This window comes from Nonomuraea sp. CA-141351 (assembly GCF_050944675.1).
Classification (GTDB): domain Bacteria; phylum Actinomycetota; class Actinomycetes; order Streptosporangiales; family Streptosporangiaceae; genus Nonomuraea.
Genome location: NZ_CP191982.1, coordinates 210521 through 232088, shown reverse-complemented (window position 1 = coordinate 232088; position 21568 = coordinate 210521). Strand labels below are relative to the sequence as shown.

At 70.0% G+C, this 21568-nt stretch carries 17 protein-coding genes; 4 read left to right on the top strand and 13 right to left on the bottom strand.

Features of this window, described 5'->3' with window-relative positions; all coding sequences use genetic code 11:
* Nucleotides 1-2: 2 nt before the first annotated feature.
* The 10 genes from ACQPWU_RS01175 to ACQPWU_RS01130 form a co-directional block, all read right to left on the bottom strand.
* Entirely contained in the window at nucleotides 3-1670 is a 1668-nt protein-coding gene (locus ACQPWU_RS01175; RefSeq protein ID WP_433436245.1) for an FAD-dependent oxidoreductase, read from the bottom strand.
* Nucleotides 1667-2098 (bottom strand): thioredoxin, encoded by a 432-nt coding sequence (gene trxA / locus ACQPWU_RS01170; protein WP_433436243.1) that lies wholly within the window; start codon nucleotides 2096-2098, stop codon nucleotides 1667-1669. Before trxA ends, ACQPWU_RS01175 begins: the two co-directional genes overlap by 4 nt.
* A gap of 1 nt (nucleotide 2099) precedes the next feature.
* Entirely contained in the window at nucleotides 2100-4703 is a 2604-nt protein-coding gene (clpB, locus tag ACQPWU_RS01165; protein WP_433445133.1) for an ATP-dependent chaperone ClpB, read from the bottom strand.
* Nucleotides 4704-4727: 24 nt separating this feature from the next.
* Nucleotides 4728-5018, bottom strand: a complete 291-nt coding sequence (locus ACQPWU_RS01160) for a chaperone modulator CbpM (protein ID WP_192791797.1) — start codon at nucleotides 5016-5018, stop codon at nucleotides 4728-4730.
* The gene (locus tag ACQPWU_RS01155) at nucleotides 5015-5959 is read right to left on the bottom strand and encodes a DnaJ C-terminal domain-containing protein (protein ID WP_433436241.1); all 945 of its coding nucleotides are present in this window, start codon (nucleotides 5957-5959) and stop codon (nucleotides 5015-5017) included. The genes ACQPWU_RS01160 and ACQPWU_RS01155 overlap by 4 nt, the downstream gene beginning before the upstream one ends.
* Nucleotides 5959-6462, bottom strand: coding sequence for a nucleotide exchange factor GrpE (locus ACQPWU_RS01150; RefSeq protein ID WP_350740525.1), 504 nt, complete (start codon nucleotides 6460-6462; stop codon nucleotides 5959-5961). Before ACQPWU_RS01150 ends, ACQPWU_RS01155 begins: the two co-directional genes overlap by 1 nt.
* Before the next feature lies 1 nt (nucleotide 6463).
* Nucleotides 6464-8356: a molecular chaperone DnaK gene (gene dnaK, locus ACQPWU_RS01145; RefSeq protein WP_433436238.1), complete on the bottom strand. Its 1893-nt coding sequence runs from the start codon at nucleotides 8354-8356 to the stop codon at nucleotides 6464-6466.
* Between the two features lie 19 nt (nucleotides 8357-8375).
* Nucleotides 8376-8849, bottom strand: a complete 474-nt coding sequence (locus ACQPWU_RS01140; protein ID WP_433436236.1) for a general stress protein — start codon at nucleotides 8847-8849, stop codon at nucleotides 8376-8378.
* Nucleotides 8850-8868: 19 nt separating this feature from the next.
* Nucleotides 8869-9330: an Hsp20/alpha crystallin family protein gene (locus tag ACQPWU_RS01135; protein WP_360690275.1), complete on the bottom strand. Its 462-nt coding sequence runs from the start codon at nucleotides 9328-9330 to the stop codon at nucleotides 8869-8871.
* A 131-nt stretch (nucleotides 9331-9461) separates the two neighbouring features.
* Nucleotides 9462-12032 (bottom strand): AAA family ATPase, encoded by a 2571-nt coding sequence (locus ACQPWU_RS01130; protein ID WP_433436234.1) that lies wholly within the window; start codon nucleotides 12030-12032, stop codon nucleotides 9462-9464.
* 171 nt (nucleotides 12033-12203) lie between these two features.
* Here ACQPWU_RS01130 and ACQPWU_RS01125 point away from each other — a divergent pair, with 171 nt between their 5' ends.
* Both ACQPWU_RS01125 and ACQPWU_RS01120 read left to right on the top strand, forming a co-directional pair.
* Entirely contained in the window at nucleotides 12204-12632 is a 429-nt protein-coding gene (locus ACQPWU_RS01125; protein WP_360690279.1) for a DUF2267 domain-containing protein, read from the top strand.
* Between the two features lie 130 nt (nucleotides 12633-12762).
* Nucleotides 12763-13377 (top strand): DUF1345 domain-containing protein, encoded by a 615-nt coding sequence (locus ACQPWU_RS01120; RefSeq protein WP_433436232.1) that lies wholly within the window; start codon nucleotides 12763-12765, stop codon nucleotides 13375-13377.
* Nucleotides 13378-14119: 742 nt separating this feature from the next.
* Here the strand turns inward: ACQPWU_RS01120 and ACQPWU_RS01115 are convergent.
* Both ACQPWU_RS01115 and ACQPWU_RS01110 read right to left on the bottom strand, forming a co-directional pair.
* Complete coding sequence (locus tag ACQPWU_RS01115) at nucleotides 14120-14722, bottom strand: hypothetical protein (protein WP_433436230.1); 603 nt, start codon at nucleotides 14720-14722, stop codon at nucleotides 14120-14122.
* Nucleotides 14723-15059: 337 nt separating this feature from the next.
* Nucleotides 15060-15362, bottom strand: a complete 303-nt coding sequence (locus ACQPWU_RS01110; protein WP_433436228.1) for a hypothetical protein — start codon at nucleotides 15360-15362, stop codon at nucleotides 15060-15062.
* A gap of 22 nt (nucleotides 15363-15384) precedes the next feature.
* On the opposite strand from ACQPWU_RS01110, the gene ACQPWU_RS01105 reads away from it, so the two are divergent.
* Complete coding sequence (locus ACQPWU_RS01105) at nucleotides 15385-16116, top strand: hypothetical protein (protein ID WP_433436226.1); 732 nt, start codon at nucleotides 15385-15387, stop codon at nucleotides 16114-16116.
* 732 nt (nucleotides 16117-16848) lie between these two features.
* Here ACQPWU_RS01105 and ACQPWU_RS01100 read toward each other — a convergent pair.
* Nucleotides 16849-18096, bottom strand: a complete 1248-nt coding sequence (locus ACQPWU_RS01100) for a PQQ-binding-like beta-propeller repeat protein (protein WP_433436225.1) — start codon at nucleotides 18094-18096, stop codon at nucleotides 16849-16851.
* 97 nt (nucleotides 18097-18193) lie between these two features.
* Here ACQPWU_RS01100 and ACQPWU_RS01095 point away from each other — a divergent pair, with 97 nt between their 5' ends.
* Entirely contained in the window at nucleotides 18194-21289 is a 3096-nt protein-coding gene (locus ACQPWU_RS01095) for a BTAD domain-containing putative transcriptional regulator (RefSeq protein WP_433436223.1), read from the top strand.
* Nucleotides 21290-21568: the final 279 nt, after the last annotated feature.

Below are 21568 nucleotides of genomic sequence, written 5' to 3'. Positions count from 1 at the left end.
GATCACCGTCCTCTCGGTCGATTCCCTGTCGTGGTGAACCTTTCGTGCACCAGGCGTACCGCCATGGCGCCCTCTCCGACGGCGGACGCGACCCGTTTGATCGATCCGCTGCGGACGTCGCCCACGGCGAAGACGCCCGGCCGCCCGGTCTCCAGGGGCAGGGCCTCCCAGTGTGACGACGAGCCCTCGCCTGTGATGACGAAGCCCCGGTCGTCCAGCGGGACGGCGCCCTCCAGCCATCCAGTGTGCGGATCCGCGCCGATGAAGACGAACATCGCGTTGGTCTCGATCTCGATGAACTGCCCGGTCTGGTTGTTCTGGGCGCGCACGGCCCGCAGAGAACTGTCGCCGAGGAGCTCGCGTACTTCGGTGTGGAACATGATTTCGATGGCGGGAGTCCTGGTGATCGCATCGGCGAGGTAGCGGGACATGCTCCCGCTGAGGTCGCCGCCGCGGACGAGCAGGCGCACCGACGAGGCGTTCCTGGCCAGGTACAGTGCCGCCTGGCCCGCGGAGTTGCCGCCGCCGACGATGACCACCGGCGCCTGGCGGCACATGCGCAGCTCGAACGGCGTCGCCGCGTAGTAGACGCCGCACCCTTCGTACTTCTCCAGATCGGGGACGTCGAGTTTGCGGTAGCGGGCGCCGGTGGCGATCAGCACGGCGTGGCCCCGCACGGCAGGCCCTCCAGCGACGTGGACGGTGTAGTGGCCGTCGTCCGCCTCCAGCCCGCTCGCCTCGGCCGGGACGGTCAGCCGGGCGCCGAACTTGGCCGCCTGGATGACGGCCCGCTCGGCGAGCTCGGCGCCCGAGATGCCCGACGGGAAGCCGAGGTAGTTGTCGATGCGGGACGAGGTACTCGCCTGGCCGCCCGCGGCAACCGCGTCGAGCACGACCGTGATCAGGCCCTCCGAGGCCCCGTACACGCTCGCGGCCAGGCCGGCGGGGCCCGCGCCCACGACGACCAGGTCGCACACGCCGTCGGCCGGCCGGGGCGCCGGCAGGCCGATGGTCTTCGCCAGCGTGGCGACGGACGGGTTGCGCAGCACCTGGTCTCCGCGCCAGATCACGACCGGGGTCTCCTGCGGGGAGATGCCGAGGTGGCGGAGCAGCGCATCCGTCTCCTCGTCCTCCTCCAGGTCGATCCATCGGTGCGGGAGCCTGTTGCGGGCGGCGAACTCGCGCAACCGGCGGGCGTCGGGAGAATAGCGGGAGCCGATGATGCGGAACCCGGCGTCCATCCCGATCAGCATGGTGCGGCGGGTCAGGTAGGCCCGCAGGACGAGGTCTCCGAACGCCGGGTCACCGGCCACCATCGTGCGCACCTGGTCGGCCGGAACAGCCAGGATCTCGCCGGGCTCCCGCACGACGGCGGTCAGGAATCCGGCCTGGCCGGTGAGGAGGCCGAGCTCGCCGAGAAAGCGTCCGGGGCCGTGGACGGCGATCGTCCGCTCCTCCTCGCCGCCGTACCCCTCGACCGTGGCCACCTTGCCCCGCAGGATCACGATGAACTCCGGGGCCGGCTCACCCTCCCGGTAGAGCACGTCGCCGGGCGACACGGTTCTGCGCTCGCCGCATTTCGACAGCTCGGCGACGCGCCGCTCGTCCAGACGGGGATAGGCCCCGTGCAGGTCCGGTGTCTCGGACAGGGAGGCCGCCGACTCCATCATGACGGTGTCCTCAACGTCTCCTCGACCCATTCGCGGAGCTGGGCCGGCGGGGCGCCGCCCGCGCGTTGTGCCACGACGCGGCCTTCGTTGAGCATCATGAGCGTCGGCACGGCCGTGATCGTGAACCGCTGCGAGAGGGCCGGGGCCCGGTCCACGTCGACCTTGACGAGCTTCACCCGTCCGGCCATCTCGTGGGCGAGTTGTTCGAGCGCGGGCGTGACCGCCCGGCACGGCGCGCACCACTGCGCCCAGAAGTCAACGAGGACGGGGAGGTGCACCCGTTCCGCGACCTCCGCGAAGGTGTCGTCCCCGGCGTCGGCGATCCACGGCAGCGGCTGGTGACAGTTCCCGCAGCGGGGCCGGCCGTCGGCCGCGGCCGGAACCCTGTTCTGCCTCCCGCAGTTCACGCAGGTCACGACGGTGTGCATGTCAGCTCCTCGGCGGGTGGAAGGTGACGTTGAGCTCCCCCTTGTCGGCGCCGACCGTGATGGTCGAGCCGTCGGGGACGTCGCCGGCCAGCAGGGCGCGGCCGATCCTGGTCTCGACCTCGCGGGCGATGAAGCGGCGCAGCGGCCTGGCGCCGTAGACGGGGTCGTACCCCTGGTTGGCGATGAGCTTGCGCGCGTCCTCGGTGACCTCCAGCGTGAGCCGCCGCTCGGCCAGGCGCTGCCTGATGTCGTTGAACATCAGCTCGACGATCCGCTCGATCTCCGCCTCGGTCAGCGGCTTGAACAGCACGACGTCGTCGATCCTGTTGAGGAACTCGGGGCGGAAGTGCCGGCGCAGTTCCGCCATCACCCCGTCGTGGGCCTCGGGCTTGATCTCGCCGTCGGGGGTGATCCCGTCGAGCAGGTGGTGTGAGCCGATGTTCGAGGTCATGATGATCACGGTGTTGCGGAAGTTGACCGTGCGGCCCTGCGCGTCGGTCAGCCGGCCGTCGTCGAGGACCTGCAGCAGCGTGTTGAAGACGTCCGCGTGGGCCTTTTCGATCTCGTCGAACAACACCACCGAGTACGGCTTGCGCCGCACCGACTCCGTGAGCTGCCCGCCCTCCTCGTAGCCGACGTAGCCGGGAGGGGCGCCGACGAGGCGGCTGACCGTGTGGCGTTCCTGGTACTCGCTCATGTCGATGCGGACCATGTTGTCCTCGGTGTCGAACAGGGCCGCCGCGAGTGACCTGGCCAGCTCGGTCTTGCCGACCCCGGTCGGCCCGAGGAAGAGGAACGACCCGATGGGGCGACGGGGATCCTTGATGCCGGAGCGGGCGCGGATGATGGCGTCGGCCACCAGTCGCACGGCCTCCTCCTGCCCGACGACCCGCTCGTGCAGGATCTGGTCGAGCTTGAGCAGCTTGTCCCGCTCGGCTTCCTGCAGCCGGGACACGGGAATGCCGGTCCAGCGCGAGACGATGTCCGCGATCTCGTTCTCGGTCACCACCTCGCGCAGCAGCCGCTGCCCGTGCTGCCGGCTGCTCAGCCGCTCCTCCTCGGCGCGCAGCCGGCGCTCCAGCTCAGGGAGCTTGCCGTGGCGCAGCTCGGCGGCGCGGTTGAGGTCGTAGTCGCGTTCGGCCTGCTCGGCCTCCCGCCGTACGTGCTCGATCTCCTGCCGCAGGCTCTGGACCTTGCGCAGGGCCGAGCGCTCGGCCTCCCACTGCGCCCGCATCGCGTCGGCCTCGGAACGCAGGGCGGAGAGCTCCGCGCGCAACTCGCCGAGCCTGGCCCGGCTGGCCGGGTCCTCCTCCTTCTCCAGGGCGGCCTCCTCGATCTCCAGCCGCCGCACCCGCCTGGTCAGGGCGTCCAGCTCGGCCGGCATGGAGTCGATCTCGGTCCTGATCATCGCGCACGCCTCGTCGACCAGGTCGATCGCCTTGTCGGGCAGGAACCGGTCGGAGATGTAGCGGTGGCTCAGCGTCACCGCGGCGACGAGAGCGCTGTCCTGGATCTTCACGCCGTGGAAGACCTCCAGCCGCTCGCGCAGGCCGCGCAGGATCGAGATGGTGTCCTCGACCGAGGGCTCGTCGATCAGCACCGGCTGGAACCTGCGCTCCAGGGCGGCGTCCTTCTCGATGTGCAGGCGATACTCCTCGACCGTGGTCGCGCCGATCATGTGCAGCTCGCCGCGGGCCAGCATCGGCTTGAGCATGTTGCCCGCGTCCATGGCTCCCTCGGTCGCCCCGGCTCCCACCACCGTGTGCATCTCGTCCACGAACAGCAGGATTCGGCCCTCCGCCGCCTTCACCTCGTTCAGCACGGCCTTGAGGCGTTCCTCGAACTCCCCGCGGTACTTGGCGCCCGCCACGAGCGCGCCCATGTCCAGGTTGAAGACGGTCTTGTCGTGCAGCCCCTCGGGGACGTCGCCGTTGGCGATGCGCTGGGCGAGCCCTTCGACGACGGCCGTTTTGCCGACGCCGGGGTCGCCGATCAGCACCGGGTTGTTCTTGGTCTTGCGGGAGAGGATCTGGATCACCCGCCGGATCTCCGTGTCGCGGCCGATCACCGGGTCGAGCTTGTCCGCCCGGGCGTCGGCGACCAGATCGCGTCCGTATTTCTCCAGCGCCTCGTACGCGACCTCGGGCATGGCCGAGGTGACGCGCTGGTGACCGCGTACGGAGGTGAGCGCCTCCAGGAACCGGTCCCTGGTCAGCCCCTGCTCGTGGAGCAGGCGACCGGACACGGTCGTGGGTCCCTCCTCGATCAGGGCCAGCAGCAGGTGCTCGACGGAGATGTACTCGTCCTTCAGCCGGCTCGCCTCCCGGTCGGCGGCGTCGAGCAGCCGCGACAGGCGCTGGGTGACGAACACCTGGCCCGGCGCGGCGCCCGGCCCGCTGACCTTGGGCCGCCGCGACAACTCGGCCTCCAGGTCGGCGTGCAGGCGCTGCGGATCGGCTCCGGCCTGCTCCACCAGCCTGGGTGCCAGCCCTTCTGGCTGGTCGAGCAGAGCCATCAGGAGATGCTCGCCGTCGACCTCGGTGTGGCCGAAGCGCAGGGCCTTGGTCTGGGCGTCGTGCAGGGCTTCCTGCGACTTCTGCGTCATCCTGTTCGGGTCCACTCCAGCCCCCTAGCGTCGTGAGAGGCCGCGCAGGGCGGCCTCCAGCTCCTCGATCCGGTCGAGGAGGTCGATCACCACGCCGATCGCGGCGTAGTTGATGGACAGTCCCTCGTGCAGCCGCTGGATCCGGGCCGCGGTTGCCACCTGGGAGGGGGCGAAGCACAACTCCCCCCTGGCGTCCCTGGTCGGCTCCAGCAGGCCGAGCGTCACCAGCCGGCGCACGGCCTGCGGGTGCAGGCCCGTGGCCCGCGCGTAGGAGTCCAGGTCGAGCCGGATCGGGCGGACGATCGCGTACGTCATGAACGCCCCCTCGGGTCGAAGTGAGAGACGGCGGCGAGCTGCTCGAACAGGCGTCGCTCCTCGTCCGTGAGCCTGGCCGGCACCATGATCCGGACCTCGGCGAAGAAGTCGCCGGGCGCCCCGCGCGGATTTGGCATACCGCGGCCCTTCAGCCGCAGGCGGCGGCCCGAGGACGTGCCCGGCGGCACCTTCACCTTCGCCTCGCCGCCCGGGGTGTCCAGCGCGACCGTGGCGCCCAGCGCCGCCTCCCACGGGGTGAGAGGCAGCGAGGCGTGGATGTCGCGGCCCTCCACGCGGTAGCGGGGATGGGGGGCGATCCGCATGATCAGTAGGAGGTCGCCGGCCGGCGCTCCGTCGCTTCCATGCCCGCCCTGGCCGGCCAGCCTGATCCGCTGACCGTTGGTGACCCCGGGCGGGATGTTGACCTCCAGTCGCCTCCCGCCGGGTAGCGTGATGGTGCGCCGCCCGCCGTGGTAGGCCTCCTCGACGGAAAGCGTCAGCTCCGCCTCCTGGTCGGCGCCGGGCACGGGGCCCCAGTGCCGTCTGCCCCGGCCGCCGAACATGCCGCCGAGCAGGTCCTCCAGATCGATCCCCTCGCCGAAGCCGAAGTCCTCGGGCCCGGCCTGGCGCCACTGGCCGCCCGCCCCGGCCCGCGCGCCGGCGCCCGCACGGGCACGGGCGCGGGCCCACTCGGCGGGGTCCACATCGGGCGGCACCTGACGGAAATCGTGTCCGAACGCGTCGTAGCGGCGGCGCGTCTCCGGATCGGAGAGCACGGAGTACGCCTCCGAGATCTCCTTGAACTTGTCCTCGGCGCCGGGATCCTTGTTGACATCAGGGTGATAGGCGCGCACAAGTTTGCGGTAGGCCCGCTGGATCTCGTCGGCGTCGGCGTTCCTGTCCACGCCGAGCACCTCGTAGTAGTCGCGCCGTGGGGCCATCACTCCACCTTCTTCGCGACGGCCACGATCGCCGGCCTGAGCTGCCGCTCGGCGTCGCCATAGCCGGGACGGAGCACCTCCACCACAGTGCCCGGGTCGGCATCGGCCCGCTCGACGGTGGCCACCGCCTCGTGGCGGGCGGGATCGAAGGGCACGTCCACCTCGTCGTGGCGGGGGTAGCCGAGCTTGGCCAGGAGGGCGACAGCCTGGTCACGCACGGCCCGTATCCCGTCGAGTACCGCGTCCGCGCCGCCGTCGCCTGCGTGGCTCAGCGCGAGCTCCAGGTTGTCCAGGATGGGCAGCCACTCGGCCGCCACCCTCGCCCGTTCCTCCGCCCTGATCCGCTCGGCGTCGCGGGAGATGCGCTTGCGCAGGTTGTCCAGGTCGGCGACGGCACGTAGCCAGCGGTCCTCCAGCTCCGCGAGCTTCGCGTCGGTCTCCGCGGGCGAGATGGCTTCCTCACCCTGCGCGCCGGCCTGGGCCTGGGGTGTGTGCTCGTTCATGTCACTCGGGCTCCGACGTCGTGAACTCGGCGTCGATCACGTCCTCCTCACCGCCAGGGACACCTTCCGTCCTGCCCTGCGGCGGCACGCTGGGCCCGCCGCCCGCGGCGGCTCCGAGGCTGTGATAGACCTGCTGCAGCTCGCCGCTGAGTGTGCGCAGCCGGTCGATCGGCGCATCTTCCTTGATCGCCTGCCGGGCCTCCTCCACGAGCTGCCCGGCCCTCGCCTTCTCGTGCACGGGAACCGCGTCGCCCAGTTCCTCCAGCCGGCGCTCCACCTGGTACGCGACCGAGTCCAGCTCGTTGCGCGCGTCTATGGTCTCGCGGAGTCTGGCGTCCTCCGCACGGTGCCGCTCGGCATCGGCGACCATCCGCTCGATCTCCGACTTGTCCAGGTTGGAGCTCTCGCTGATGGTGATCCGCTGCTCGGTGCCGGTGTCCTTGTCCCGTGCCGAGACGTTGAGTATGCCGTTGGCGTCGATGTCGAAGGTGACCTCGATCTGCGGCACCCCCCGCGGCGCGGGCCGGATGTTCTCCAGCCGGAAGCGCCCGAGCACCCGGTTGTCGGCGGCGCGCTCACGCTCGCCCTGCAGGACGACGATGTCGACGGCGTTCTGGTTGTCCTCGGCCGTGCTGAAGACCTCGGTACGGCGCGCGGGGATGGTCGTGTTGCGCTCGATCACCTTGGTCATGAGCCCGCCGAGCGTCTCGACGCCCAGCGACAGAGGCGTGACGTCGAGCAGGACGACGTCCTGCACCTCGCCCTTGATGATCCCCGCCTGGACAGCCGCGCCGATCGCGACGACCTCGTCCGGGTTCACCGTCATGTTGGGCTCCTTGCCCTCGGTGAGCCGGCGCACGAGATTCTGCACGGCGGGCATCCGGGTCGCCCCGCCGACGAGGATCACTTCGTCGACGTCCACGGGCCTGAGCTTCGCGTCCTCCATCGCCTGCTTGACGGGGGCGATGCAACGCTCGACCAGGTCGGCGGTGATCTGCTCGAACGTGGAGCGCATGAGCGTGGTGTTGAGGTGCTTCGGCCCCGAGGCGTCCGCCGTGATGAACGGCAGGCTGATCGTGGTCTGGGTGACCTCCGAGAGCTCCACCTTGGCCTTCTCGGCCGCCTCGAAGAGTCGCTGCAGGGCCTGCGGGTCGTTGCGCAGGTCGATGCCCTGGTCCCGCTGGAACTCGTCGGCCAGGTGGTCGACGATCCTGCGGTCGAAGTCGTCGCCGCCGAGGTGGCCATCGCCGGAGGTGGCGCGGACCTCGACCACGCCTTCGCCGATGTCCAGGATGCTGACGTCGAAGGTGCCGCCGCCCAGGTCGAACACCAGCACGGTCTCGTTCGTCTTCTTGTCCAGCCCGTACGCGAGCGCCGCCGCCGTCGGCTCGTTGATGATCCGCAGGACCTCGAGCCCCGCGATCCGCCCCGCGTCCTTGGTCGCCTGGCGCTGGGCGTCATTGAAGTACGCCGGAACGGTGATGACCGCCTCGGTCACCTTCTCACCGAGGTATTTCGCCGCATCGGCGGCCAGCTTCCGCAGGACGAGGCCGGAGACCTCCTCCGGCGCGTACTGCTTGCCGCCGACCTGGAAGCGCACGGCTCCCTGGGGTCCCTCGACCACGTCGAAGGAGACCGCGTGGATCTCGCTCTTGACCTCGTCGAAGCGGCGGCCGATGAATCGTTTCGAGGAATAGATCGTTCCCTTCGGGTTCAGTATGGCCTGGCGGCGGGCCATCTGGCCCACCAGCCGTTCGCCCTGATCGGTGAAGGCCACCACGGACGGCGTCGTCCGCGAGCCCTCCGCGTTGGGCAACACCGTGGGATGGCCGTCCACCGTGGCGGCGATCACCGAGTTCGTGGTGCCGAGATCGATGCCGACTGCTTTCGCCATTACTCGCTCCCTCGTACTGCTATCCGCTCATCGCCCGGAGCAGCTCATGGGCCCTGACCGCGTGTTCCGAATCGACGAGAACCTCGTACTTGTCGGCCACGAGGGTGCTCTCGGAGACAAAGTCCCGCCGGCCGCCCTGCAGGGCGTGCGAGACCAGCCCGAAGATCGTTCCCGCCACCGCGCCCCACACCAGCCCCCAGAGCACCAGAGGCAACGCTGCCGAGGCCGTGATCGAGAAAATCGCCAGGAACAGACCGATGAGCAGCCCGAACCAGGCTCCGGCGGCCGCGCCCCATCCGGCCGCGCGCAGAAGGGTCATCCGCGCGAGAACCCGCTCCACCGAGCGCAGCCCGGCGCCGACGATCAACGTCCCCTGCACGGGGAATCCATGGTCAGCCAGGTAGTCGACGACTTTCTGCGCCTCCTCGTAGCTGCGGTAGCTCCCGATCGGTTCCCGGTTGGTGGTGGCGGGGCCTGACGACGCGACGGGCACGACTCCTCCTCTCCCCGCCTCAGGCGGAAACCTCGATGTGCTTGGGCTTGGCGGCCTCCGCCTTGGGCACGGTGATGGTCAGCACACCGTCGGACAGGTGAGCCTCCACGCGGTCGGCGTCGACGTCTCCCGGGAGCGTCGTGCGCAGCTCGAACTGGCCGGTCCTGCGCATCTTGCGGTGCCGGCGCTGACGCTCCTGCTCCTCGATCTGCCCGGTGACGATCAGCTCGCGCTCGGACAGCTGGACGTCGATCTGGTCCTTGCGCGCTCCAGGGACATCGATCTCCACAACGTAGGAGTCCTCAGTCTCCGACACGTCCGCCATAGGCACCCAAGCCCCCATGCCGCCATCGCCGGGAAGAGCGCCCAGAGCCTCGCCCAGAGCCGCGTTCATGAGCTGTCCCAGCCTGTCGTAGGCGTCTTCGATCTCGCGGGCGGGGAACATCTCGCCGCCCCTGCGACGTACTGTGAGCAGTGCCATCTGGACCTCCTGGATGGGTTCCTGAACAGGCCGAAAAATGTAACGACCTACATTTCCGAACCTGGCCCAGGCGTCTCGCGGGCACATCCCCCAGCTGAGTAGTCATCGCCGCGACTCCGTGCGGCCGGGGCTCAGCCGCGGCCGCCGCCGGGCGAGGCGTCCCTCGACTGCTCCGCCGCGAGCCGCGCGAGCTCGACCCGGGATCTGATGCTCAGCTTGCGGAAGACGTGCCTCAGGTGGAACGCGACCGTGTGCACACTGATGAACATCTGTTCGGCTATCTGCGGGTTGGTCCATCCGTCCGCCGCGAGCAACGAGATGGCGTGCTCGGTCTCGGTCAGGCTGTCCCAGCCGGAGACCGGGCGTTCGGCATAGCTCCAGTGGCGATGGCGTACCCCCATTCCGCGCAGTCTCTGGCGGATGCGCGCGGAGTCCCGCAGGGCGCCGATGTCGTGATACAGGCCCAAGGCGCGGTCCAGGCTCTCGGCCGCCGCCACGCGCTGCCCGGCGGTGGAGAGCAACATGCCGAGATCCTCCTCGGCCGAGGCCCGCGCCCACACGTCCTCGGCCCGCCCGGCGGCCAGGGCCAGCGCGTCGCGATCCCCGTCGAGCAGGCCCCTGGCATGCGCCGCGGCGGCGGCAAGCGTGGGAAACTCATGGTTGGCCCGGCCGAGGGCCTCGGCGGCGGCCACCACGTGCTCGGCCGCCGCCCGGTCGCCGGCGGCCAGGGCGACCCGGACCATCCAGGGGCCGGCGGCAGGCTCCATGCTGAGCAGCAGCGGGCGGGGCAGCCCTGCGAGCAGGCGCATAGCGCTGCGCGGCCCATCTCGTGCCTCCGCGAGCTGCGCGGACAGCAAGGCGTGCCGGAAGCGAGCCTCGGCCGTGCCCCCGGGCTGTTCCGCGACGTGATGCGCCACCCCCTGCAGGTCGCCGCGCCGCAGCGCGACTGCGGCGAGCACGGCGCGGGCCGCCGCGGCCGACAGCGGCGTGATGAGCGCACCGGCCAGGTCCAGGGCCCTATTCGCCTGGGTGACCGCATCATCGAAACGGCCCGCGAGCAGCTCCAGGCGGGCCTCCAGCGCCGAGGCGTCCGCCGCCCAGGCCAGATGACCGTGGCCGAACATGTCCTTGCGTGCCTGGCGGAGCATCGTCCGTGCCTCGTCCAGCCGGTGGATGTCGACGAGCACGGCGACGTTGGCCAGGCAGGCCTCGTAGCGGCGGTCCTCGGGCGCGTCGGCGGCGGCCAGCCGTCCGGCGCTCTCCGCCAGGGCCAGCGCGCCCGTGAGCCTGCCCTCGTGCCGCTCGGCGATGGCCAGGGCGACCAGCGCGGCGGTCCTGGCCGCGGGACCGTATCGATCCGTTCCGTCGATGACCTCCTGCGCGAACGGCCGCGAGCCGGCGTCCTCCCGCAGGCGCACCATGGCGTACAGATGCACGAGGGTCGCCCGCTCGCGTACGTGGCGGGGGAGGCCCGGCACCGCCAGCACCGTCTCGGCCTCGCGGATCGCCTCCTCACCCCGGCCCGTCAGGTACATGGTGTCCGCGAGCAGGCAGCGCAGCTCGGCCACCCCGTACACGGAGCCGTGCTCGGCGAGGCGGCCACGCACCATCTGCTCGGCCTCGTCCAGCCGGCCACTGGCGACCGCCGCTTCTATGTCGGAGGAGGCCGGGCCGGTGAGCAGGCCGGCCGACCCCGGCCGCTCAGAGCCCATGAGAACGCCGGACTGGTCGAGCAGGGTCTGCCGCACCGATGAGGGGATGCCCGCGGCGACGACGTCCCCGACGAGTTCGTGACGGAAGGTGAGGCCGTCCTCGGTCACGAGGAGGATGCCCGCGGCCGTGGCCTCCTCCGTCACCGGGAGCAGCGCGGCGGGCGTGGTGTCCAGCAGCGACGCGGCGTGCTCCAGCGACAACGACCGGCCCAGCACTGCGATCGTCTCCATCAGGCTCCTTGCCTCCGCGCTCAGCGTGTCGATCCAGCGCCGCACCACCATCCGCAGCCGGTCGGGCACGCGGGCCCGCGCCGCGTCCCCCAGCAGCCCTTCCTCGCGCAGCCCCGCGAACAGCTCGGTGATCAGCAGCGGATTGCCTCCGGCGGCCGCCGCCAGCGCCCGCGTCGCCGGGTCCGGCGACCGCCCGAGCGTGTCCTGCGTCAGCGCCGCGACCGCGTCCGGTGACAGTGGCGCGAGCGTCACCCTGTCGGCCCCCTCCCGCTCCAGGATGTCGAACAGCGACACGGCCTGGCCCCCGTCCGGCACTGTCGAGCGGCTCATCATCCAGCCGATGGGCCAGTTGGCCAGCCGGTCGTGCAGGCTGTGCAACGTCCTCAGCGTCACCGGGTCCGCCCGTTGCAGGTCGTCGAGCGCGGCCAGCACCGGTGACGCGGCCAGCTGCTCGAACCCTGCCCGCAGCCGCTCCAGGACCGGCGGGCCGAAGCGGGCGGTGGCGTCGCCCGCTTCCGGCTCAGCGCGCAGATCGAGGGCCTCCAGCAACATGCCGCACGGGGCGTCCTCGCCCAGCTCCTCCACCCTGCCGTGTACAACCCCGATGCCGCGTTCGGACGCCTCGGCGACGGCTTCGGCCAGCAACCGGCTCTTCCCCGATCCGGGTTCTCCGTCCACCAGCAGCGTTCCGCCCGCACCTCGCCGCAACACCCGCAGCAGGCCATCGACGTGACGCCACTCCCGATCGCGTCCCCGCATGCTGTCCCCCCATGAGCCGCCTGCCACGACGGGGAACGGTGAATCCCAAGCCCGCCAAGATCTTTCACACCCGCCGGGGACCACTACTCGGCTGGGGGATGTGACCTCCCGTCCGCCGCGCCGAGCCTGGAGCCGAGGCCTGCCCAAGGATGTAAGGAAGGGGTGAAGGAGATGGCGGAGACCGGTTATGCGCCGTTCAACCGTACGGTCGACAAGACGAACCGCGTGCTGCGAGAGATCGAGGAGGCGCACGGCTGGACTCCCGAGCACCGCAACCAGTCCTACGCCGCCCTGCGGGCCGTGCTGCACGCCCTGCGCGACCGGCTGACCGTGGACGAGAGCGCCCACCTCGCCGCCCAGTTGCCGCTGCTGATCCGCGGGGTCTACTACGACGGCTGGCGGCCGAGCACCGTGCCGGTCAAGGCCGATCGCGAGGAGTTCCTCCACCGCGTCTGCGGCGAACTGGCCTTCGACCTCCAGGAGAGCGAGGAGGACCTGGTCAAGAAGGTTTTGCAAGCACTCAAGAGGCACATTACCGACGGTGAGTGGGAGGACGTGAAGGCCGGCCTGCCGAAGGACCTGGCCTCGATGCTGCCCTGACCACGGGTCTGATCACCGGCCTGTCACGGGTGTTCGGCGACACACCGGTCGTGTTGCCGTGGATGCGGGCGTTCGTTGGGATGCTGGAGCGGTGATGTTCGCGTCCAGGGGACGCGCCGGAGAGCGCGTCATGTCGGTACGACGCGTGCTGACATCCCTGGGCGCCGGGGTCGTCGTGGCCGTCGCAGCCTGGCTGCTGGGCGCGCCCGAGCTGGCCCCGCTGCTCGGCTGGGGTGTGGCCGCGACGGTGGGCCTGGCCTGGGTGTGGCTGATCAGCTGGCCCAAGGACCACCGGGACACCAAGCGGCTGGCCGAGGAAGAGGGCGACACTCGCTCCACCGACACCGGCGTGCTGATCGGCGCGGTGGCCAGCCTTGGCGCGGTCGCGCTCGCCCTGGTCCGCACCGCCAGCCACACCCCTTGGACGACGGCTCTGGTCATCCTGAGCGTGGTGACGGTCGTCCAATCGTGGGGCCTGGTGAACACGGTGTTCGCCTTCAAGTACGCCCGGCTCTACTACGTGGACGAGGATGGCGGCATCGACTTCAGGCAGAAGAACCCGCCCGCGTACAGCGACTTCGCCTACCTCGCGTTCACGGTCGGGATGACCTTCGGCGTCACCGACAACCATGTGGTCAACACTCACATCCGCAAGGTCGCCCTCGCGCACGCGCTGCTGTCCTACTTCTTCAGCACCGGCATCCTGGCCGTGGCCATCAACCTCGTCACCGGCCTGAGCGAGTGACCGCCGGTCCCTGCCGAGCCAGGATGGGCGAGAGCGTCTCGCGGGTTCGCCCTGGACATGCGCGTCACCCTGGTCGCCCGCCCTCGGCGGCTTTCACCTGGCCGGCCGGACCATGGAAGCCGTGGTGAATGTCACCGGCCTGCTCCTCCACCCGCCCACCAGCCGTGACCGCGTCGCTGGTGAGGTCCCCGTGATCGGCCGCAGAGTATGCCGAGCCTCGCCGGATCGCCCCCGATCGCTACGTCATGCCGGGCCTGCGCGGGCGGATGCGCCTGCTCGCCGGCATGGTGCGGGCCAACCGCCCGTGGCGGCTGTTCACCTCGTGGTCGCGGGCCGCTGGCTGACCTCGAGAGGCGGGAAAAGGATCTACGGCGGGCCGAGCAGTACTCCCAGTACGGCTACCTCACCTACGCCGACCCGTCGATGATGCGTCCCCGGCCCGCCCCGAAACCTGAGGGCCGCCCGCCCGAGCGGGACCCTTCGCCGCCCCAATAAAGCGGACAACTGGGAACACCGGATTCTCTCGGCGCCCACCGGTTTATCGACTTTCCGCGACGAGGCGTGTCGACGCGATCGACACCATGCGCCCGCGTGGTGAAAGGGGCGGTGAAGGCACTCGTATGCGTGATGGTCGCGACCGGGCGGAAAAGGCTCACCTGGCTTGCGCTGAAACTTTCGGTGAGGCGGTCCCTGTGGATGCGGGTCGGCTCACGGATGCTGCCGGTGGCGGCCCGGTGATTCCTCATTTCGAGATCCGGGTCCGCCGCCAGTAGGCGACGGTGAGCGCGCCGAGCAATGGCCCCCACAGCAGTAGCGGCGCGTACGCGGCGATGGCCAGCAGGCCCTTCCAGTCGTGCACCCCCAGAGGGAAGTCCGCGGGCAATATGCGGCCATGGATGTCGCGGCCACGGGCACAGGCGACCGCTGCCAGTGTCCATATGGACGTCAGCACGACCGCCCCAAGTGCGGCCGGAACGATGGCGGCCGCCGGCGGCACCCTTCGGCCACGCAGTCCGGGTATCCAGCGTGGGAACACCTCTCCCCACCGGGCGATCAACCCGATGGCGGCGAAGGCCACCACCTCCGAGAAAATCGACAACAGGACCACGTACAGCTCCATCGGCAGCCACGGCGGCACCTCCCCGCTGCCCTGCCCGCCGTGGGTGATCGGCAGGTGGAACGTGACTCCAGCGATCCGCCAGAGGCTGGCCGGCAACGCGGTGAACGGGACGGCGTAGGCGGCGATCCGCGTCCAACGTGGCACTTCAGGCACGGGCGCGTGGGCGGCCGTCCACGCGGCACGCAGCCGGCCGGTCGCGGGAGGCGTCTCCGCGAGGGCGGTCATTGTGATCCTCCAAGGTTCGGGGCAGGGCCTGCCCGGTCTCCATGAAGATCCCAGCGACACCATGGCCAGACATCCCCCCACAGGGGGAATCGGCGCGCAGCGCGACATATCAGTGGAGCCAGGTCCAGGTGACCCATTTCCATACCTCGCCGGGCTCAGAAGCCATCCGCTCCAGCACCTCCGGTGCCTGCCCGTGGTGGAGCAGCAGCATCGCGTCGAAGACCGCCCCGAGCCGTAGGTATGTTCCGGTGGGGTGCCGAACTGGTCCAGGACCGTCACCAACCGCAATGGAACCGTCACCACCACACTGCCGTCAGTAACTTTCGGCCGCGACGGATCATTCACCTTCGCCGACAACCCGCCCGAGGTCGGTGAGCACACCTACATCGTCAGGTGGGCCGGAGACTGGGCCTTCCTCCCAGCCGAGGCAAGCCACCAGATCACGATTCGGGGCGGAGCCGAATAGCTCACACACGACCGATTCGAAGGTCATCGGCGAGACCGTGAAGCTGCTGTCGGCGCGCGTTCCCACACTTGATCGAAAGCCCACATCAAGATCATTTCGGACGACTCCCCGCAGCTGGAGGCGGCTCACAGCGGATGAGCCTGATTCGCCCCAATATTCGGTGTTGCGCGTCACGGTAGAACGCTAGGTTCGTGCCGTGACCAAGCTCAACCAGATCCTCGCCGTTGAGAAGGGCGTCAAAGCCGACGTTCAGCGCAAGGTGTCCGACGTCTACCACACGGTGCAGAAGGCGCCTCTGCTGTCGGGCATCTCGCGCACCTACCAGCCGATCGACGACGAGGGCGAGCAACTGCCGCCGGAGTCGACCAGGGTACAGGTGAAGGTCGAGGACGCCGTCAAGGACGCGGCGGACGCCCTGACGCGACTGTTCGACGTCACCGCCACCAAGGACGTCGCCAACTGCTCGGCCAAGGCCGACGTCGTCGTAGACGGGCGAGTTCTCCTGGAAGACGTCCCGGTCACGTACCTGCTGTTCCTGGAAAAGCAACTCGTCGACCTGCGCACGCTGATCTCGAAGCTGCCCACGCTGGACCCGTCCGAGACGTGGACGCTGGACGAGAACACCGACACGTGGCGCACCGAACCGGTCAAGACCACCCGCACCAAGAAGGTGCCACGCAACCACGTGCTCGCGGAGGCAACCGAGCATCACCCGGCGCAGGTGCAGGTGTTCACCGAAGACGTGGTGGTGGGCTACTGGACGAAGGTCGCCTTCTCCGGCGCTGCACCTCAGCGGCGCGTCAACGAGCTGCTGGATCGGCTGACCAAGCTTCAGGACGCGGTGAAGTACGCCCGCGAGGAGGCCAACAGCGTCGAGGTCGCCGACCGGCGGATCGGCGACGCCCTGTTCGGCTACCTGCTCGGGTAGCCTGCAAAGACCCCCGCCCCAAGTGGGCGGGTGCGCAAGGAGCGCAAGCTGAAGATGAAGCTCAGCCTGAACAACGGTGACAGCGGAGGTTCGATCCCTTCCCCCGGCACTGCGGGCCGGGGTAGCCCAGATGGTAGAGGCAGCCGATCAGTCTCAGACTCTCGCTCCAGATTCAGCATCGCCGTCGGATACCAGATCGATCGGGTGGAGGCAGTGATTGTCGAGATGCGGGTTCGACTCCCGCTGGGTGCTCCACGTGCGCCCATGGCTTAATGGCAGAGCGCGACATCGTAACGCCTGACCTTCGCTCTTAAACGCCGCTGGTGCCACGACATGACGGCTCACAGACCCCCGGGATTTAGGGCATTTCCCGGGGGTCGCTTCATGCGCGGCCGCACTGGCCGCCACGACCGCCTGGTGCCGGCCGAGCACGGTGACGGTTCGCGGTGACGCGCGCCGGTACGGTCACCATGGGACGGTGTATACACCGCGGGCGGCGCGGACGACTCATCCCTGCTCGTAGCTGGCTGAGGTAGGACCCAATACCGCCCGCCATCGACCTAGGATAAGCCGAGCAGGCCAAGGGGCAGGGTCACGGAGGGCGACCACGGTCACTGGTGACCGGCCCGGAGCCCGGGTACGTCGCGACCATTGATCCCCGTAATAAGGGGGTGCACTGGTGAAGCAAAATCGGCGTACGCCATTGCAAGCAGGAGCCGGGGGTCGACTGCTCTAGCGCGGGTCGATGACAGTCATCCTCAGAGTTCCCTTCGTCATCATGATCATCTCTCCCGCTCCAAGGTCGAGTAGTGCGGTAACCCTGGTGCCCGATGAGGACCGCTCCAGAACGTGCCCGTCGGAGCGCAGGCGAAAGAGCACACCACCTTGGCTGACCAGCACGAACCCCTTGTCATCCAGCCCAACTCCCTTGGTGAGCGGCTGCCCGACATCCACGTTCCACAACGCCGATCCGTACTCAGGGTCGACGGCGACGTAACCGGCGCCCCGCTCTTCTAGCAACACCACTCCACCGGTGAACAGGGCAGCCGACGCCATGAGGTCGGCGTCATGCCGGAAGAGCCGACTCACGAGATCCGATGAGGACTGAATGGCTGCGATGGACCGGGGGCCGCATAATGCCAGGCAACGGTCAGGATCGATCAACGTGAACGCCGGGCGGTTGTCGGTGTCCGCCAGCGGTTCCGGCAGTTGCCAGCGGCGAAGCTCCCTGCCCTCTCGTGGATCGATCAGCCATGCTTTCGTGCCGCTCCCCAGTAGTACGCCGCTGCCCCAGGGCAGCGGAAGCACCGCGTCCATGCGGTGCGGTGTCAGCCATAGTGGCCGTCCGTCGTCCAAGTTGAAACCAGCAATGGGCGTGTAACCACGCCAGCCGCCCACGATGACCGTCTCTCTGGTGGCCACGACATGCCCCGAGTACGGCCTCAAGCCAACGCGCCACACTAATGATCCCGTCGTGAGATCGATGCAGGACAGTTGATCGTTGTTCTGTGTCAGACAGAGACAACGATCGCCGGCGACCACTACGCCACGTGGCCAAGTCCCTATCGGGATGTCCCAGCGGACCGAGCCGTCGCTGCGATTCAGGCAGACAAGCCGAGTGTGGCGTTCATGGACGACGACGCAGTCTTCCGCGACCGCCAGCCCGGAAGCGGAACCCCTTTGATGGAGCCGCCGCTCCCACAGTGTCATCCCGATCATTACTCCTACGCTCCGCCGCAGATAAAGGGCCACTCCCGCGATCGGGCAGTGATCTTTTCGGTCTTGTACAGCTGGAAAATACCGGGTCCAAACGATCATGAGTCGATTGAGCGCCTTGCGTGTGTCCTCCGACGAGACTTCGCTGTGCACCTTCATGGTCACGGAGATCTGCGAGTGGCGAAGGATCTGCATGGCCAGTGGGCTGGGCTTGGTGTAGACGTCGTCGGCCTGCCCGTCGCGGGAGAGTTGCAGTGCCGCCATGGGCAGGCGCGGGTCAGCACGCGCGGGGCATATGTGGGACGATCACGGCCCCGGGGTCCGGCGACCGTCCGAAAGGCGCGGATGGGAAGCTGGCTCGGTGCAGATCTCCCTCCTCGGTCCGGTCGAAGCCACCTCTGACGACGCCTCCCCGATCGACATCCCCGGCGCGCGCCTGCGGATGCTGCTGGCGCGGCTCGCGCTGGAGGCCGGCCGCCCGGTGTCAGCCGACTCCCTGATCGACGGCATCTGGGGCGAGGAGCCCCCCGCCGGAGCCGTCAACGCGCTGCATGGCCTGGTCTCCCGGTTGCGCAGGACGCTGGGCGGGCCGGAGTCCGTGGAGCTGGTGGCCGGCGGCTACCGGCTGCCGCTGCGCCCCGAGGACGTGGACGCGCACCGATTCGAGCAGCTTGCCGGGCAGGCCAGGCTGGAGCTCGCGGCCGGCAGGCCGCGTGAAGCCTCCTCCTTGCTCCGCGCCGCCCTGGAGCTATGGCGGGGCGCCGCGCTGGCGGACGTGCTGGAGGCGTCGTTCGCCCGCAACGTCGCGGCCCGGTTGGAGGAGCTGCGCGCCACCGTCGCCGAGGACTTCTTCGACGCGGAGGTACGGCTCGGCCGCCACGCCGAGGTGCTGGCCGAGCTGGGCGCCGCGGCCGTCGCCCGCCCGCTGAGCGAGCGCCTGGCCGAACTGCGGATCCGGGCCCTGTCGGCCGCCGGACGCCAGTCAGAGGCGCTGGCCGTGTACGAGGAGGTCCGCGGCAAGCTCGGCGACGAGCTGGGCATGGATCCCTCGCCCGAGCTCAGCGCGGTCCACCTCGCCCTCCTCCGCGGGGAGCTGAACCGGCCCTCCGTACGGCCGCAGGCCGCGCCCAGCCAGCTCCCGGCCAGGCTGACCAGCTTCGTCGGCCGGGAGCGTGAACTCGGCGAGCTCGCCCGGCTGATGGCCGGCGCGCGGCTGGTGACGATCGTCGGACCGGGCGGCGCGGGCAAGACCAGGCTGGCGTTGGAGGCCGCGGACCACGTCGAGGAACGGACATGGTTCGTGTCGCTTGCCGGGGTCACCCAGCCGGACCAGATCGCAGACGCGGTGCTCAGCGCCTGCGGCGGCCTGTTCGAGGGCGGGTTCAAGCCGCAGGCTCCTGCCCCAGCGCGGCTGGCCGCCCAGCTCGATGTCGGCCCCGCCGTACTGGTGCTGGACAACTGCGAGCACCTGGTGGAGGCGTCCGCCCAACTCGCCGAGCAGCTGCTCGTCCGGCTTCCGCAGCTGCGCATCCTGGCCACCAGCAGGGAGGCTCTGGCGATCACCGGCGAGGCCTTGTGCCACCTCGGCCCACTCGACCTGCCCGTGGAGGACGCGGACCTGGCCGAGGCCGCCGAGTCAGCCGCGGTGCGGCTGTTCGTCGAGCGCGCTGCCAGCGTGCGCCAGGGCTTCGCACTCGACCAGACCACCCTGGAGCCCGTGATGGAGATCTGCCGCCGGTTGGACGGCATGCCACTGGCGCTCGAACTGGCCGCGGCCAAGCTGCGGGCGATGAGCGTGGCGCAGATCGCCCGCCGGCTGGATGACCGTTTCCGCCTGCTCACCTCGGGGAGCAGGACCGCGCTGCCGCGCCAGCGCACGCTGCTCGCGATGGTGGAGTGGAGCTGGGACCTGCTGGAGGAGCCCGAGCGGGTGCTGGCCGCCCGGCTGGCCGCCTTCCCCGGCGGAGCCGACCTGGCCGCGCTCGAGGCGATCTGCTCTGACGCGTCCCTCCCCGCCGGCGACATGGTGTACGTCGCGGGTGCACTGGTCGAGAAGTCCATGATCCAGCAGGTCGGCGACAGGTACCGGATGCTGGAGACCATCCGCGCCTACGCGGCGGCCGAACTCGCAGAGCCGATCGCCGACCGCTTCCGCGCGTACTTCCTGGCGCTGGCCGAGGAGAACGAGCCGCTGCTGCGTACCAGGGACCAGCTGCGTGCCGTCGAGGTCTTCGACGCCGAGCACGACAACCTGGTCGCCGTGCTGCGGGCCGCCGTCGAGGCGGGCGACGCGGCCACGGCCACCCGGTTGGTCAGGTCCATGATCTGGTACTGGGGCATGCGCGGGATGACCACCCAGTCCGACGCCTTCCTGAGCGAGGTGCTGACGTTCGGCGACGAGCTGCCGGCCGACGCGCGCACTGCCTTCGAGGTGGTGCGGTCGACGTCGGGCCGGGGAGGCGGGCAGGAGATCCGTGATAACCTCCGCCGTCCCGGGGTGACGAAGTTCCACAACGCGCTGCCGTTGCTCCGCATCTCCAAGCTCACCACCCAGGACGCCCGGGACCTGGAGGCGCTGGACTCGCCCGACCCCTGGGTGCGCGCCAGCGCCCACTGGGCCTACGACTTCCTCCTCACGGAACAGGGCGACCAAGAGACCGGCGCCCGCCACAGGGAGGAGGCACTGCGCCTGTTCCAGCAGGTCGGCGACCGCTGGGGGTTGGTGATGAGCCTGGTACGGCAGAGCCGCGTCCACGGCCTGCGCGGCGAGCACGAACGTGCGGTCGCGGCCTGCGAGCGCGCCGTCGCCATCGCCTCCGAGCTCGGCACCGAGGAACACCTCTTCATAACCAAGTCGCATCTCGCCCAGAACCGAATGCGCGGTGGCGACCTGGACGGCGCACTGCACGACATCCACGCCGCGCGGCGCCAGGGTCGCGAACACGGTCACCGGAGGCTGGAAGCCAGCATGCTGTTCCCGCTCGCCGAGGCGCACCGCCACGCCGGCGACCTGGAACCGGCCCATCAGGTCGTGGACGAGCTCGAGACGGTCATCCACCGGCTACCCGGCCCGCCCGAGCTGAACAGCGACGTGATCGTGTCCTCCCGGATGGCCGTCCTCGTGACCGAGGGGGCGGCGGAGCGGGCGCGCGAGCTGCTGCCCCGCGCGATGCGCGGCGTGCTCGGGCACACCAACGCCAACGCCATGGCCCGGGGCGCGGAGCTGTTGGCCAGGCTGCTCGGGCTGGAAGGCGACCCGGCGGGGGCCGCGACGGCGCTCGGGATGAGCCACGTGATCAGGGGCGTCTTCGACGAGGGCGACCCCGATCTGCGCCGGCTGGTGCCCGTCCTGGCTGGGCAGCTCGGCGACGAGGGTTACCTGGAGGCGTACCGGCGTGGCGCGAGCCTGCCGAGGCAGGAGGCGATGGACCGGCTCGCGGCGCACGCGGGAAGGTAGATCTGGCGAGCCCGTCGGCCGAGCGACCGGCTCAGCGCGCGCCCGGCGGCCCGGCCGGAGAAGATGCAACCGCCCAGGAAGGTGCGCTCCACCCGCGGACCCCACCGCCTCCCGGCTTGCCGCCGCCGCGATGACACACCGGGCACGGGCACACCCCGCCCTCATCCGCTCGGGCGACCGGATCTCCGGCGCGGCCCCGAGCAGGTTCGCCGCGTAGGGCTGTCACAAACGGGGAGGTCGTCTTGTCCTCACTCTGGACAGTTCCTGTTTGGATGGAGG

What these genes read in the sequence shown, in the direction of transcription:
- ACQPWU_RS01175 (WP_433436245.1), bottom strand. Translation starts at nt 1,670, where the DNA reads ATGATGGAGTCGGCGGCCTCCCTGTCCGAGACACCGGACCTGCACGGG.
- trxA (WP_433436243.1), bottom strand. Translation starts at nt 2,098, where the DNA reads ATGCACACCGTCGTGACCTGCGTGAACTGCGGGAGGCAGAACAGGGTT.
- clpB (WP_433445133.1), bottom strand. Translation starts at nt 4,703, where the DNA reads ATGACGCAGAAGTCGCAGGAAGCCCTGCACGACGCCCAGACCAAGGCC.
- ACQPWU_RS01160 (WP_192791797.1), bottom strand. Translation starts at nt 5,018, where the DNA reads ATGACGTACGCGATCGTCCGCCCGATCCGGCTCGACCTGGACTCCTAC.
- ACQPWU_RS01155 (WP_433436241.1), bottom strand. Translation starts at nt 5,959, where the DNA reads ATGGCCCCACGGCGCGACTACTACGAGGTGCTCGGCGTGGACAGGAAC.
- ACQPWU_RS01150 (WP_350740525.1), bottom strand. Translation starts at nt 6,462, where the DNA reads ATGAACGAGCACACACCCCAGGCCCAGGCCGGCGCGCAGGGTGAGGAA.
- dnaK (WP_433436238.1), bottom strand. Translation starts at nt 8,356, where the DNA reads ATGGCGAAAGCAGTCGGCATCGATCTCGGCACCACGAACTCGGTGATC.
- ACQPWU_RS01135 (WP_360690275.1), bottom strand. Translation starts at nt 9,330, where the DNA reads ATGGCACTGCTCACAGTACGTCGCAGGGGCGGCGAGATGTTCCCCGCC.
- ACQPWU_RS01130 (WP_433436234.1), bottom strand. Translation starts at nt 12,032, where the DNA reads ATGCGGGGACGCGATCGGGAGTGGCGTCACGTCGATGGCCTGCTGCGG.
- ACQPWU_RS01125 (WP_360690279.1), top strand. Translation starts at nt 12,204, where the DNA reads ATGGCGGAGACCGGTTATGCGCCGTTCAACCGTACGGTCGACAAGACG.
- ACQPWU_RS01120 (WP_433436232.1), top strand. Translation starts at nt 12,763, where the DNA reads ATGTCGGTACGACGCGTGCTGACATCCCTGGGCGCCGGGGTCGTCGTG.
- ACQPWU_RS01115 (WP_433436230.1), bottom strand. Translation starts at nt 14,722, where the DNA reads ATGACCGCCCTCGCGGAGACGCCTCCCGCGACCGGCCGGCTGCGTGCC.
- ACQPWU_RS01100 (WP_433436225.1), bottom strand. Translation starts at nt 18,096, where the DNA reads ATGGCGGCACTGCAACTCTCCCGCGACGGGCAGGCCGACGACGTCTAC.